Source organism: Shewanella sp. Iso12, from assembly GCF_012030025.1.
Taxonomy (GTDB): domain Bacteria; phylum Pseudomonadota; class Gammaproteobacteria; order Enterobacterales; family Shewanellaceae; genus Shewanella; species Shewanella algae.
Window position 1 is genome coordinate 207494 of the sequence record NZ_JAAUHW010000002.1, and the last position, 14120, is coordinate 221613.

The 14120-nt window shown below is 53.1% G+C and carries 13 protein-coding genes; 12 read left to right on the forward strand and 1 reads right to left on the reverse strand.

All coding sequences use genetic code 11. The annotated features are described in order from the left end of the window. Nucleotides 1-139 precede the first annotated feature (139 nt). From HCX89_RS04875 to rpoS, 10 genes are all read left to right on the forward strand, one after another. The gene (locus tag HCX89_RS04875; RefSeq protein WP_028781516.1) at nucleotides 140-1777 is read left to right on the forward strand and encodes a CTP synthase; all 1638 of its coding nucleotides are present in this window, start codon (nucleotides 140-142) and stop codon (nucleotides 1775-1777) included. A 148-nt stretch (nucleotides 1778-1925) separates the two neighbouring features. Next, on the forward strand, nucleotides 1926-3221 hold the full coding sequence (gene eno, locus HCX89_RS04880; RefSeq protein ID WP_025889133.1) for a phosphopyruvate hydratase: 1296 nt from the start codon (nucleotides 1926-1928) through the stop codon (nucleotides 3219-3221). Nucleotides 3222-3320: 99 nt separating this feature from the next. Beyond that, nucleotides 3321-3623: a cell division protein FtsB gene (gene ftsB / locus HCX89_RS04885; protein WP_025011658.1), complete on the forward strand. Its 303-nt coding sequence runs from the start codon at nucleotides 3321-3323 to the stop codon at nucleotides 3621-3623. Nucleotides 3624-3651: 28 nt separating this feature from the next. Further along, nucleotides 3652-4404, forward strand: coding sequence for a 2-C-methyl-D-erythritol 4-phosphate cytidylyltransferase (gene ispD / locus HCX89_RS04890; RefSeq protein ID WP_167715270.1), 753 nt, complete (start codon nucleotides 3652-3654; stop codon nucleotides 4402-4404). Nucleotides 4405-4419: 15 nt separating this feature from the next. Next, nucleotides 4420-4899 (forward strand): 2-C-methyl-D-erythritol 2,4-cyclodiphosphate synthase, encoded by a 480-nt coding sequence (gene ispF, locus HCX89_RS04895; protein ID WP_071239239.1) that lies wholly within the window; start codon nucleotides 4420-4422, stop codon nucleotides 4897-4899. Nucleotides 4900-4933: 34 nt separating this feature from the next. Further along, the gene (gene truD, locus HCX89_RS04900; RefSeq protein ID WP_167715272.1) at nucleotides 4934-5998 is read left to right on the forward strand and encodes a tRNA pseudouridine(13) synthase TruD; all 1065 of its coding nucleotides are present in this window, start codon (nucleotides 4934-4936) and stop codon (nucleotides 5996-5998) included. Continuing rightward, a complete protein-coding gene (gene surE / locus HCX89_RS04905) occupies nucleotides 5995-6741 on the forward strand; it encodes a 5'/3'-nucleotidase SurE (RefSeq protein WP_044734853.1) in 747 nt (248 codons plus the stop codon). Before truD ends, surE begins: the two co-directional genes overlap by 4 nt. After that, nucleotides 6738-7373 carry a protein-L-isoaspartate(D-aspartate) O-methyltransferase gene (locus HCX89_RS04910; protein ID WP_028781519.1) on the forward strand — a complete coding sequence of 212 codons (636 nt, stop codon included), beginning with the start codon at nucleotides 6738-6740 and terminating at the stop codon, nucleotides 7371-7373. Before surE ends, HCX89_RS04910 begins: the two co-directional genes overlap by 4 nt. Before the next feature lie 93 nt (nucleotides 7374-7466). Further along, nucleotides 7467-8339 (forward strand): peptidoglycan DD-metalloendopeptidase family protein, encoded by an 873-nt coding sequence (locus HCX89_RS04915; RefSeq protein WP_167715421.1) that lies wholly within the window; start codon nucleotides 7467-7469, stop codon nucleotides 8337-8339. A gap of 78 nt (nucleotides 8340-8417) precedes the next feature. Continuing rightward, nucleotides 8418-9374 carry an RNA polymerase sigma factor RpoS gene (gene rpoS, locus HCX89_RS04920; protein ID WP_025889143.1) on the forward strand — a complete coding sequence of 319 codons (957 nt, stop codon included), beginning with the start codon at nucleotides 8418-8420 and terminating at the stop codon, nucleotides 9372-9374. A 94-nt stretch (nucleotides 9375-9468) separates the two neighbouring features. Here the strand turns inward: rpoS and mutS are convergent, their stop codons facing one another. Further along, nucleotides 9469-12036 carry a DNA mismatch repair protein MutS gene (gene mutS, locus HCX89_RS04925; protein ID WP_368039291.1) on the reverse strand — a complete coding sequence of 856 codons (2568 nt, stop codon included), beginning with the start codon at nucleotides 12034-12036 and terminating at the stop codon, nucleotides 9469-9471. 307 nt (nucleotides 12037-12343) lie between these two features. On the opposite strand from mutS, the gene recA reads away from it, so the two are divergent. After that, nucleotides 12344-13408, forward strand: coding sequence for a recombinase RecA (gene recA / locus HCX89_RS04930; protein WP_025011663.1), 1065 nt, complete (start codon nucleotides 12344-12346; stop codon nucleotides 13406-13408). A gap of 11 nt (nucleotides 13409-13419) precedes the next feature. Further along, the gene (locus tag HCX89_RS04935) at nucleotides 13420-13851 is read left to right on the forward strand and encodes a regulatory protein RecX (RefSeq protein ID WP_307877519.1); all 432 of its coding nucleotides are present in this window, start codon (nucleotides 13420-13422) and stop codon (nucleotides 13849-13851) included. Nucleotides 13852-14120: the final 269 nt, after the last annotated feature.

Below are 14120 nucleotides of genomic sequence, written 5' to 3' on the forward strand. Positions count from 1 at the left end.
AAAATGCGCGAATGAGATCAGAGCGTAAAAATTATCGTCATTCCTGTTTGGTAAATGGCAGGGGCTTTGATATACTGTCGCCCCGTCCTGGTGCTTTCATTCGAGCACCTATTTATCATTCTTTTTTCTCAGGTTCAGCATGACTACAAGGTATATCTTCGTTACTGGTGGCGTTGTTTCATCACTAGGTAAAGGCATTGCAGCAGCATCGCTCGCGGCAATTTTAGAGGCCAGAGGCCTGAATGTAACCATCATGAAGCTGGATCCTTACATCAACGTTGATCCGGGAACCATGAGCCCAACCCAACACGGGGAAGTATTTGTCACTGAGGACGGCGCAGAGACAGATCTGGACTTGGGCCACTATGAGCGTTTCATCCGTACCAAGATGAACCGCCGCAACAACTTCACTACAGGTCGTATCTACGAGGAAGTGCTGCGCAAGGAGCGTCGTGGTGACTACCTGGGTGCAACTATTCAGGTTATTCCGCACATCACCAACGCCATCAAGGAAAAAGTCCTCGAAGGCGGTGAAGGCCATGATGTCGCCATCGTTGAAATCGGTGGTACTGTGGGTGATATCGAATCTCTGCCTTTCCTCGAGTCTATCCGTCAGTTGGGTGTTGAACTGGGCCGCGATCGCAGCCTGTTTATGCATCTGACTCTGGTGCCTTTTATCGGCCCGGCTCAGGAAGTGAAAACCAAGCCGACTCAGCATTCAGTTAAAGAGCTGCGTTCTATCGGTATTGCGCCGGATATTCTGGTTTGCCGTGGCGACCGCGCCATTCCAGCCACAGAGCGAGCCAAAATCTCCCTGTTCTGTAATGTTGAAGAACGAGCGGTTATCTCCCTCAAAGACGTGGATTCCATCTACAAGATCCCGGCGCTGCTGCGCTCACAAGGGCTGGATGAGCTGGTTGTCAAGCGCTTTGGCCTGAGTTGCCCTGAAGCCGACCTGTCCGAATGGGAAAACGTGGTTTATCAGGAAGCCAATCCAAACAATGAAGTGACCATAGGTATGGTCGGCAAGTACATCGAACTGCCGGATGCCTACAAGTCAGTCAACGAAGCACTGAAACATGCCGGCCTCAAAAACCGGGTTTCGGTGAACATCAAATATATCGACTCCCAGACTGTTGAAGTCAAAGGCGTTGAAGTGCTGGAAGGTCTGGATGGCATTCTGGTTCCCGGCGGCTTTGGTGAGCGGGGTGTTGAAGGTAAGATCCTTGCCGCTCAATATGCCCGTGAGAACGAACTGCCATACTTTGGTATCTGTCTGGGTATGCAGGTTGCCCTGATTGAATTCGCCCGTCATGTCGCCGGCATGGAAGGTGCCCACTCTACCGAATTCAACAAGGAAACCCCGTTCCCTGTTGTGGGCCTGATCACCGAATGGATCGATGAAGAAGGCAATCTGGAGCAGCGTGACGAGGCCTCAGATCTTGGCGGTACCATGCGTCTTGGCGCTCAGCTGTGCCATCTGATTGAAGGCACCAAGGCCGCTGCGGCTTATAAGAGCAACACCTGTATCGAGCGTCACCGCCATCGTTACGAAGTGAACAACGCCTTCCGTGAGCGTCTGGAAAAAGCCGGCTTGGTCTTCAGTGGCTTGTCTTCGGATCGCAAGTTGGTAGAGATGATCGAGATACCTGGTCACCCTTGGTTTGTTGCTGGTCAGTTCCATCCGGAATTCACCTCCACACCTCGCGACGGTCACCCTCTGTTTGAAGGTTTTGTCGCCGCCGCCAGTACTTACCAAAAGCGTAATCTGGGTTAAACTAGAAGAGCCGGACTGCTATGGCAGCTCCGGCTTTTTCATCCCCGGCCGAGCCGGGAAGTGTGAAGTGAAAGTCCAATACCCATATGAGAGACGCTGAACGCTCAGATGGGTATGGGTTTTTTCTTTAACTTTAATCGAGGACATTATGGCTAAGATCATTAACGTCATTGGACGCGAAATCATGGATTCTCGCGGTAACCCCACTGTAGAAGCTGAAGTGCATCTGGAAGGTGGTTTCATCGGCATGGCAGCAGCCCCATCAGGTGCTTCTACCGGTAGCCGTGAAGCGCTGGAACTGCGCGATGGCGACAAGGCCCGCTATCTGGGTAAAGGCGTGCTCAAGGCTGTTGACAATGTCAACGGTCCTATCCGTGAAGCCCTGCTGGGTAAAGATGCCACGGCTCAAGCCGAGCTGGATGGCATCATGATCGCGCTGGACGGCACCGAAAACAAAGACAAGCTGGGCGCCAATGCCATTCTGGCTGTGTCTTTGGCTGCTGCCAAGGCCGCTGCTGCCTTCAAAGGTATGCCACTTTACGCTCACATCGCCGAACTGAACGGGACTCCTGGCCAGTACAGCATGCCGGTTCCTATGATGAACATCTTGAACGGTGGTGAGCATGCCGACAACAACGTCGACATTCAGGAATTCATGGTACAGCCAGTCGGTGCCAAGAGTTTCCGTGAAGCCCTGCGTATGGGCGCTGAAATCTTCCACAACCTGAAGAAGGTGCTCAAGTCCAAGGGCCTGAACACTGCCGTGGGTGACGAAGGCGGTTTTGCGCCTAACCTGTCATCCAACGCCGATGCCCTGGCTGTTATCAAAGAAGCCGTTGAAGCTGCTGGCTACAAACTGGGTACAGATGTGACTCTGGCTCTGGATTGTGCGGCTTCCGAGTTCTACAAAGACGGTAAGTATGACCTGGCCGGTGAAGGCAAGGTATTCGATTCCAATGGTTTCTCTGACTTCCTCAAGTCGCTGACCGAGCAGTATCCTATCGTTTCTATCGAAGATGGCCTGGATGAGTCTGATTGGGATGGCTGGGCTTACCAGACCAAGATCCTTGGTGACAAGATCCAGCTGGTGGGTGATGACCTGTTCGTGACCAACACCAAGATCCTGTCTCGCGGTATCGAGCAGGGCGTTGCCAACTCGATTCTGATCAAGTTCAACCAGATAGGTTCTCTGACCGAGACTCTGGCCGCTATCCGCATGGCCAAGGAAGCCGGTTACACAGCCGTTATCTCTCACCGCTCAGGTGAAACTGAAGATGCGACCATTGCCGACTTGGCAGTAGGTACCGCAGCCGGCCAGATCAAGACCGGCTCTCTGTGCCGTTCTGACCGTGTTGCCAAGTACAACCAGCTGCTGCGTATTGAAGAGCAACTGGGCGCCAAGGCAGCCTACCACGGTCTGAGTGAGATCAAAGGTCAGGCGTAATTTTCGCCCCCAGCTACAAAAGGCCGCCACTTGGTGGCCTTTTTTGTTGTACTATCAACACTAATCGTATTTTTTAGGGCATGAGCTGAATTTATCACCATGAAACGACTGCTTTTTGTCATCGCCTTGTTGCTGGGGCTACTGCAATATCGTCTTTGGCTGGGAGAAAACAGTCTGCCGGAGTACTTCCATCTTGAGCAGCAGATAGCGGCTCAAAATGACAGCAATGCCAGGCTCGAAGAACGTAACCAGGTACTGAAAGAGGAGATCCGCGATCTGCGCAGCGGTACCGAAGCCCTGGAAGAGCGTGCCCGCAATGAGCTGGGGTTAATCAAGAAGGGTGAAACCTTTTATCGGGTTGTTGGTGGTGAGCAGCGTTCCATGTCTTTGGCCAGTCAGTAGCGGCCCAATTTCAACATAACGGATATCCATGAGCGAATCTATTTCCTCCCGAACCATAGCGGCCGGGGTCCCCAGTGATGAACCAGTGATTGCCATAGTACCGGCAGCGGGAATAGGCAGTCGCATGGGCGCCGACTGTCCCAAGCAGTATCTGCCACTTGCCGGCTCCTGCATTTTGGAGCAAACCCTCAAGGGGTTGCTGAGTCACAACGGCATCTCAAGGGTGATAGTGGCGCTGAACCCGGAAGATAGCTTCTTTGGCAAACTGGCGGTGGCCAGTCATCCCAAGTTGGAGACAGTCACCGGCGGCAAAGAGCGGGCCGATTCTGTGCTGGCGGCGCTTGAGAGCCTGGTAGCCGACAAGCCATTGCCCGCCAATACCTGGGCCCTGGTACACGATGCCGCCAGACCCTGCCTGACCCATGGCGATATTGATAAGCTGCTTGCTTCACGGAAACAACATCCTCAGGGGGCGATACTGGCTGCGCCAGTGCGCGACACCATGAAACGCAGCGGCGTTGATGGCTGCATCAGTGAAACGGTTGCCAGAGAAGCACTCTGGCATGCGCTAACGCCGCAGCTGTTTCCACTGCTCACTTTGACCGATGCGCTGAAAGCGGCGCTGGCCGCCGGTGTGCTGGTGACAGATGAAGCCTCGGCGATGGAGTGGTGCGGAGTACACCCGGCACTTATCAGCGGCCGCAGTGACAATATCAAGGTAACCCATCCGGACGACTTGCCGCTGGCAGCGCTTTATCTGGCGCATCAGCGGGGCAACTGAATACAGGAACAAGCAATGAATATACGTATTGGACACGGTTTTGATGTACATAAATTCGGTGGTGAGCCGCCCTTGGTCCTCGGTGGGGTGAAAGTGCCGTACCACACAGGCCTGTTGGCGCACTCGGATGGTGATGTGGTATTGCACGCGATTTCAGATGCGATACTCGGCGCCATGGCACTTGGTGACATAGGTAAACACTTTCCCGATACAGATGCCGAATTCAAGGGAGCCGACAGCCGGGTGCTGCTGCGTCATTGTTACCGCCTGGCACTGGACAAAGGCTTTCGTCTCGGCAACCTGGATGTGACCATTATTGCCCAGGCGCCCAAGATGGCGCCGCATATTGAAGCCATTCGACAGATGTTGGCCGAAGATCTGCACACAGATCTCGATTCCATCAACGTCAAGGCGACCACGACAGAAAAACTCGGCTTTACCGGCCGCAGTGAAGGCATTGCGGTAGAAGCCGTGGTGCTGATGTTCGGTATGTAATACCGACTCATTTACAGGAAAAGATTCAAATAAGATGAATTCATTACACTTTCTCTATGGCAAGCCTCTCTCCAAAGGCGATATGCGCACCAGCAACAGCGATTTTCAGGTGCAGGAAATACTGCCTTTTCTGCCCTCGGGCGAGGGTGAGCACCATCTGCTGCATATTCGTAAAGATGGCCTGAATACGGTTCAGGTGGCCGAGATGCTGGCCAAATTGGCCAAGGTGCATCCCAAAGAGGTGACCTTTGCCGGCCAGAAGGATAAGAATGCCATCACAGAGCAGTGGTTCGGCGTACGAATTCCGGGGAAAGAAACACCGGATTGGCTGAGTCTCAACAGTGAGTCCATCACGGTATTGAGTGCGGCGCGTCATAACAAGAAGCTGCGCATTGGTGCGCTTTCCGGTAACCGTTTCAAGCTGGTTCTGCGCCAGATAACTCAGCCGGAAGATGTATTGCAGCGGCTGGAGTCGATTGCCGAGGGGGGCGTACCCAACTATTTCGGTGAACAGCGCTTTGGCCACAACGGCCGCAACATAGAAATGGCGCGGCAGATGCTGCGGGGGCGCAAGGTGAAAGACAGAAACAAGCGCTCCATCTACCTGTCGGCGCTGCGCTCATTATTGTTTAATCAACTGGTATCTCAGCGCCTGGCGACCCATGGGCTTGAGTGTCTGGACGGTGATTGTGTCATGCTGGCCGGCAGCCGCAGCTTCTTTGTTGCCGAGCGCTGGGATGGGGTGTTGCAACAAAGGCTGGCAGAGAAAGATATTTTGCTGTCGGCGCCCATGTGGGGTAGGGGGCAGCCACTCAGCAGTGCCGATGCCTTGGCCTTTGAGGCTCAGGTTCTGGCCGAATACAGCGCTGATTGTGAAGGCCTGGAAAAAGCCGGGCTCGAGCAGGAAAGGCGACCACTGTTGTTGCGTCCCGAAGGGATGAAGTACCAGTTTATCGAGCCGGACACACTGGAGCTGGAGTTCAGCCTTCCCGCCGGCAGCTTTGCAACCTCAGTGCTGCGGGAACTGCTCGACTATGATGATGTGACCGAACGTCTGTGGCGTGAGCGCCATGCGGCTCAGGAAGGAAACCCTGCATGAAAATCTTGGTCAGCAACGATGATGGGGTAACGGCTCCTGGGATCCGCGCCCTATCGGAAGCCTTGTCAGCCGTTGCCGAAGTGCTCACTGTGGCGCCGGATCGCAACTGTTCCGGTGCCAGTAACTCTTTAACCTTGACGAATCCCTTAAGGATTAATAAGTTAGACAATGGCTACATCTCGGTAAATGGCACGCCAACCGATTGCGTTCATCTGGCGATTCGCGAACTCTATGAAGGCGAACCCGACATGGTGGTCTCGGGTATCAATGCCGGTGCCAATATGGGAGACGATACCCTCTACTCAGGCACAGTGGCGGCGGCGATGGAAGGGCGTTTTCTGGGGTTGCCGGCAGTGGCCGTATCCCTGGTGGGCCGTGAGCTTACGCATTATGACAGTGCGGCGGCCTATGCGGTGAAGATCATCATGGGGCTTAAGAAGCATCCTATTGCCTCGGATCAGATCCTCAATATCAATGTGCCGGATCTGCCTCTCGATGAAATCAAGGGGATACGGGTTACTCGGCTCGGCGCCCGCCATAAGGCCGAGGGTATGGTCAGAGCCAGAGATCCTCACGGCCGCGAGGTATTTTGGTTGGGGCCACCCGGGATTGAACTGGATGTGGGCGAAGACACAGACTTTTATGCCGTGTCTCAGGGATATGTGTCCATCACCCCATTAACTGTAGATTTAACCGCCTATCGGCAGCTCTCACAATTGCAACACTGGATAGAAAAACTATGACCCGGGTAGCCTCCACATCGGCACTGAACTTAACCAGAAAACTGCAGGAAGCAGGGATCCGTCACCCGGGTCTGTTGCAGGTGGTGGCCAAAACCCCCAGAGAGTTGTTTCTTGATGGTGCCTTGGCGCACAAGGCTTATGAAAACACCGCTCTACCCATAGGCTCGGGCCAAACCATATCCCAGCCTTATATTGTGGCGAGAATGACGGAGTTATTGTTGGAGCATAATCCTGCCAAGGTGCTTGAAATAGGTACCGGCTCAGGATATCAGGCAGCAGTACTGGCGCAGTTGGTGCCAGAGCTTTGCACGGTTGAGCGGATCAAAAGCCTGCAAATTCAGGCTCGCCAACGCCTCAAACGCTTGGATCTGCATAATGTGGCCTTCAAATACGGTGATGGCTGGCAAGGTTGGCCCAACAGGGCGCCCTTCGATGCCATCATGGTGACAGCGGCGGCCTCTGACATTCCCACAGCCTTGCTGGAACAGTTGGCAGAGGGGGGCGTACTGGTGATCCCCGTTGGTGATGAGAGCCAACAGTTGCTTAAGATCCGCCGGGAGAAGGGACAGTTTATTTCCCAAGTGGTCGAAGCGGTAAAATTTGTTCCCTTAATCAGTGGCGGTTTGGCCTGATAGTCATTAAAGCATGCAGGAGTATTCTTGAGCCCATTGCATTCCAGCCAGTTTCTGCATAAAAAGGCGTCATTTCTTTGTCGCCTTGGCTCAGTGCTATTGGTCACTCTGGTTGCTGGATGCAGTTTTCAGGCTCACAGGCCGGCTCCGGTCGAATCCATTTATGGCGTAAAACGGCCGGCGATCGAAAGAGGCTCTATTCGCTCTGATACCTATAAGGTGAAAAAGGGCGATACCCTCTACTCCATCGCTTGGGGGGCCGGTAAAGACTATGCACAAATAGCCAAGTTAAATCAGCTAGATAAGTCTTATACCATCTACCCTGGCCAAGTGCTCATTCTCGATAGTAAAAAAAATGTTAAATCGAATTCACAGCCGAGTTCGAGTAAAAACTCCAAATCCAAACCTCAAAAACCAAAAGATAAGATCTATAAAAAACAGACTGTTAAGCAGAGGCAAGCCGTCGCTCAAGCCAAGCAAAATAAGCCGAAAAAAACACTTGATCCCAAACCAAAGTCTGCTTACCCTGTATCCAATGGTAAACAGAATGTTAACCATGTTGTCCACAAGCCGAGTTCGACTCTGCCGGACAAAGTCAGTCGCTGGATATGGCCAGTCAATGGTCGGGTGATTGGCGCCTTCTCTGCCAAAGAGCAGGGAAACAAAGGAATCAAGATAGCCGGCAACCGAGGCGATATTATTAAAGCCACTGCCGATGGTCGGGTAGTCTATGCGGGTAATGCTTTGCGGGGTTATGGAAACCTCGTCATTATCAAGCATAGTGATGACTATCTCAGTGCTTACGCCCACGCCGATAAGATCTTGGTCAAGGAAAAGCAGCATGTGTCCGCCGGGCAAACTGTTGCGAAGATGGGAAGCACAGGCACCAACCAGGTCATGCTGCACTTTGAGATCCGCTACCATGGTCAGTCTGTTAATCCACTTAATTATTTACCCAAACGCTGATTGTTTGGGAGCCAAAGTTGGCATATGGAGGATAAAAAGCGATGTAAATTAGTTTGTTAAGGTTTGGGAGAGAATATTATGAGCCGCAAAAATGCTAGCGCACCCGTGGAAGAGCTTGTAGATTTATCCGTAAACGACACGGAAGTGGCGTCGAAGAAGGAAGAAGCTCTGGCCGAAATGGTTCAGGATGACCTGCAAAAAAACTTAGACGCGACCCAACTTTATCTGAGTGAAATCGGATTTTCCCCCTTGCTGAGTGCAGAAGAAGAAGTCTTTTTCTCGCGCAAGGCCCTCAAAGGTTGTGAAAAATCACGCAACCGCATGATCGAAAGTAATTTACGCCTCGTGGTTAAAATAGCCCGCCGTTACAACAACCGTGGCTTGGCACTCTTGGATCTGATTGAAGAAGGCAATCTTGGTCTGATCCGTGCCGTAGAGAAGTTTGACCCCGAGCGCGGATTCCGTTTCTCCACTTATGCCACTTGGTGGATCCGCCAGACCATAGAGCGAGCCATAATGAATCAGACACGCACCATACGTCTGCCTATTCATGTGGTGAAAGAGCTCAATGTGTATCTGCGTACAGCCCGGGAGTTGGCTCATAAGCTGGATCACGAACCCACAGCCGAAGAGATAGCCGAAAAGCTGGAACTGCCGAGCAGTGATGTCAGCAAGATGCTGAAGCTGAATGAGAGGATCACCTCGGTCGACACCCCGATAGGCGGTGACAACGACAAGGCTCTGCTCGATGTATTGGCGGATGATGATGAGATGACGCCGGATGCCCAGGTGCAGGAAGAAGACATTTCCAACTCAGTGGTTAAGTGGCTCAATGAGCTCAATACCAAGCAAAGAGAAGTGCTTGCCAGACGCTTTGGCCTACTGGGATATGAACCTTCTACTCTGGAAGATGTGGGCTCGGAAATTGGCCTGACCCGTGAAAGAGTGCGGCAAATTCAGGTGGAGGCATTGAAACGCCTGCGCGACATACTCTCCTCTCAGGGGTTGTCGGTAGAGGCCCTGTTCAAGGCCTAAAGCAACTTACCATCCTTTGTAATAAAAAGAAGGGACGCATTGCGCCCCTTCTTTCTTGTATTTACAAGCCACAGCGATAGCTGGAGTAGCGGACTTAGTTTGCCAACGCCTTGAGTTTATAGATTAGGTCCAGCGCCTCTCTTGGGCTGAGTTCATCCGGGTTCAGCCTGCCAAGCAGAAGTTCAAGCTCAGATGGCGGCGTTTCCAGTTGCAGTGTGGCCTGCGCCGGGACATGGGGTTCTTGACCGTGATCGCGACTTTCAAGTTGCTGCAGTTTCAATTTGGCGGCCTTGATCACTGAGGCCGGAACACCGGCCAGTGAAGCAACCTGCAAACCATAGCTCTTGCTGGCGGCTCCTTCCTGCACTGCGTGCATAAAGACTATGCTGTCGCCATGCTCCATGGCATCCAGATGTACATTGGCAACCTGGGGCATCAATTCTGCCAACTGAGTCAGCTCGAAGTAATGGGTGGCAAACAGTGTCATGGCACCGAGTCGCTGAGCCAGATACTCTGCCGCCGACCAGGCCAGTGACAAGCCGTCATAGGTGGAGGTGCCACGGCCAATCTCATCCATCAGCACCAGACTCTCTGCGGTCGCATTGTGGAGAATATTGGCCGTTTCTGTCATTTCCACCATAAAGGTGGAGCGGCCCGAGGCCAGATCGTCCGAGGCGCCGATACGGGTGAAGATCCTGTCAACGGGCCCCAGAATTGCCTTATCTGCCGGCACAAAGCTGCCGATATGCGCCATCAGGGTGATCAGCGCCACCTGACGCATGTAAGTGGACTTACCGCCCATATTGGGGCCTGTGACCACCAACATTTTACGTTCAGGGCTAAGGGTTACCGGGTTGGCGATAAAGGGAGCCTGGCTGACTCGCTCAACTACTGGGTGACGCCCGGCTTCAATATGTATGCCCGGCTTATCGCTCAACTCCGGTTGGTTGTAGTTGAGGCTGTCGGCCCGCTCGGCAAAGTTGCTCAGTACATCCAACTCGGCCGCTGCCATGGCAAAAGCCTGCAACTCGCTGAGCTTGGGTAGCAGGAGATCGAACAGTTCGTCCCAAAGCTGTTTTTCCAGTGCCAGCGCCTTGCCCTGACTGGAAAGCACTTTCTCTTCATACTCTTTCAGCTCGGGGATGATATAGCGCTCGGTGTTTTTCAATGTCTGGCGTCTTTGATAGCTCAGGGGCACCAGTGCCGATTGTCCACGGGAAACTTCGATATAGTAGCCGTGTACCCGGTTGAAACCGACTTTCAGGGTGGCTATTCCCGTTTGTTCTTTTTCCCTGACTTCCAACTGTTGCAGATAGTCACTGGCGCCTTCACTGAGGCGGCGCCATTCATCCAGTTCGGCATGATAACCATCGCGGATCACGCCGCCATCACGAATGAGTACCGGCGGGTTGTCGACAATCGCCCGCTCCAGCAGCACGAGCTCTTCAGGGAATTCACTGAGCTGGCGTTTCAAACGGCCAAGCTCGGGGCTTTGGGTATTTGCCAATAGTTGCTGTAGTTGCGGCAACAGCGCCAGCGCTTGTCGCAGACGGGCAAAGTCTCTCGGGCGGGCGCTTCTCAGGGCCAGGCGCGCCATGATCCGCTCCACATCACCAAGCGCCTTGAGGTCATCATGCAACGGTTCGAACAGGCCGCTGGCAATCAACTCTGCCACCGCGGTTTGTCGCAGGCCTATCTGTTGATGATCTCTGAGTGGCTGATGGATCCAGCGCTGTAACATCCTACTGCCCATGGGGGTAGCGGTTGCATCCAGCACCGAAGCCAAAGTATTGTCCCGGCCACCGGCAAGGTTCACCGTCAGTTCCAGATTCCGACGGGTGGCGGCATCCAACACTATGCTGTCGCTCTGGTTAAAGCGGGTAATGGCATTGATATGGGGCAGGGCGGTGCGCTGGGTATCTTTGACATACTGCATCAGGCAGCCGGCGGCCTGCAGTGACAGCCTGGCGTCTGTTATGCCAAAACCACGCAGATCTTTGGTGCCAAACTGATCCAGCAACAATCGCATGCTGGTATCCAAGTCAAACTCCCACTCGGGACGACGGCGTTTGCCCTTGATGCCGGCGATCAGGCTTTGTTGGGAAAAGTCTTCGCTGTAGAGCAGCTCGGCCGGTTTGGTGCGTTGCAGCTCTGCCTCCAATGATTCAAGGGTGGCCAGCTCGGCAATCACAAAACGGCCGGAGGCCACATCCAAGGTGGCGTAGCCAAAACCGTTCTTGCCTTCGTAGACGGCGGCCAGCAAGTTATCCTGACGTTCTTGCAGCAGCGCTTCATCGGTGAGGGTTCCGGGAGTCACTATGCGCACCACTTTGCGCTCGACCGGCCCTTTGGACGTGGCCGGGTCACCAATCTGCTCACAGATGGCAACCGACTCACCGAGCTGCACCAGCTTGGCGAGATAACCTTCCACCGCATGATAGGGAATACCCGCCATAGGAATAGGATCGCCGCCACTCTTGCCCCTGGCCGTCAGTGAAATACCCAAGAGCTCGGAGGCTTTTTTGGCATCATCGTAAAACAGCTCGTAAAAGTCCCCCATGCGATAAAACAGCAGCATTTCGGCATGCTGCGCCTTCATCGACAGATACTGGCGCATCATCGGGGTGTGTTTTTCCAAATCCGGGTTATCCATAGGCGTGATCACTGCATTCATGGGAGCTTTCAGATGTTTCCTTGACTGTTTTTCCAAGAGCGGTTGCCCTTTCGACAATGGCGCCAATAGTATCAGTTATTCATCACTGAACCAGTCGTGGGCGGGTAAATTTTATGCTTTCGGTCACAAGTGATTGATCCGCAAGCGGCCTTTAAATAAATTATCACCAGCACTTGATACTGTATGATTGTACAGTATACTAGGTGGCAGATTGGTATTTACGCCAAAGCTCTTAAAAGGAGCGGCAACATAGATTTCAGGCGGCGCATTGCGCCGCAATCAAGAGGGAACAGGAATGAAAATAGATCCAAATAAAGAGAAGGCGCTGAACGCAGTTCTGGGACAGATAGAGAAGCAGTTCGGTAAAGGTTCTATCATGAAGCTGGGTGAAGACAGAACCATGGATGTCGAAACCATCTCTACCGGTTCGCTTTCTCTGGACGTGGCCCTGGGGGCTGGCGGTCTGCCAATGGGCCGTATTGTTGAGATCTATGGTCCTGAATCTTCTGGTAAAACAACCCTGACACTGGAAGTGATTGCCGCGGCGCAGCGTGAAGGTAAAGTGTGTGCCTTTATCGATGCCGAACACGCACTGGATCCTATCTACGCCAAGAAGCTGGGCGTGGATATCGATAACCTCCTGTGTTCTCAACCTGATACAGGTGAACAGGCGTTGGAGATCTGTGATGCGCTGACTCGCAGTGGCGCCGTCGATGTCATCATTGTTGACTCAGTGGCGGCGCTGACGCCCAAGGCTGAAATCGAAGGTGAAATCGGTGATTCCCACATGGGGCTGGCTGCCCGTATGATGAGCCAGGCAATGCGTAAGCTGGCCGGTAACCTCAAGCAGTCTAACACTCTGCTTATCTTCATCAACCAGATCCGGATGAAGATTGGGGTCATGTTCGGTAACCCAGAAACCACCACTGGTGGTAACGCCCTTAAGTTCTACGCTTCCGTTCGTCTCGATATCCGCCGTACAGGTGCTATCAAAGAGGGTGACGAGGTTGTTGGTAACGAAACTCGGGTTAAAGTGGTTAAGAACAAGATTGCCGCCCCCTTCAAACAAGCCGATTTCCAAATTCTCTATGGTCAGGGGATCAACCGTACCGGTGAGTTGGTTGACCTGGGCGTAGCCCACAAGCTGGTGGAAAAATCCGGCGCCTGGTACAGCTACAAAGGTGACAAGATAGGTCAAGGCCGCGCCAATGCCGGTAAGTTCCTCAAGGAAAATCCTGAAGTGGCTGCCGAAATCGAAGCGGCACTGCGCGCTAAACTGCTCAGCAAAGCAGAAGCGGCACCTGCCAGCGCCGAGACAGGTGAAGGCAATGTCGATCTGGAAACCGGAGAAGTCTTCTGAGCCAGTCGGTAATGGATGTTGCGGTCGCGCTATTGGCGCGCCGCGACTATGGCCGCGAGCAACTCAAGAGCCGCTTGCTGGACAAGGGCTTTGAGTCGCCGGAAGTTGAACAGACTTTGGATGGTCTGGAAGCCAAAGGTTTTATCGATGATCAGCGTTTCGCTGCAGCCTTGCTGCGCAGCCATATTGCCAAGGCCCACGGCCCGGGGAAAGTGCGTCAGGCACTGATGCAAAAGGGCTTAAATAAACAATGTATTGAGCAGGTTTTGGATGCCAGTGATTGTGACTGGTTTGCCTTGGCCCGTACGCGCGCGCTGAAGAAATTCGGTGATAGTCCCGCAGATGATATGAAAGAAAAAGCTCGTCGAATTCGTCACTTGATGGGGCAGGGCTTTAGTTATGATCAAGTGGCATATGCCCTTGAATATGACCCTTACGACTGACTTTTCCCTCTATCACAATTGCCCCTTCACAACTAAGCTTACCGCTGCTAAAGCATCCCAAACTGACCTTGTTTTACAAAACCCCAGCATTTACTTTCCTTGAGTTGCAGTCGTTGTTTGCATGCCAAAGTAACACTCAGCTGTTAACACTCCGTTCTGGCGCTTTTAGCTGACTTTATCTGTCCCGTTAAAACTTGCCGTAGCCTTCAGGGCTCCATCCCCTGAGTGATTCCGCGCCTGTGGCAAATGGTATTTGCTGACTCAGGTTA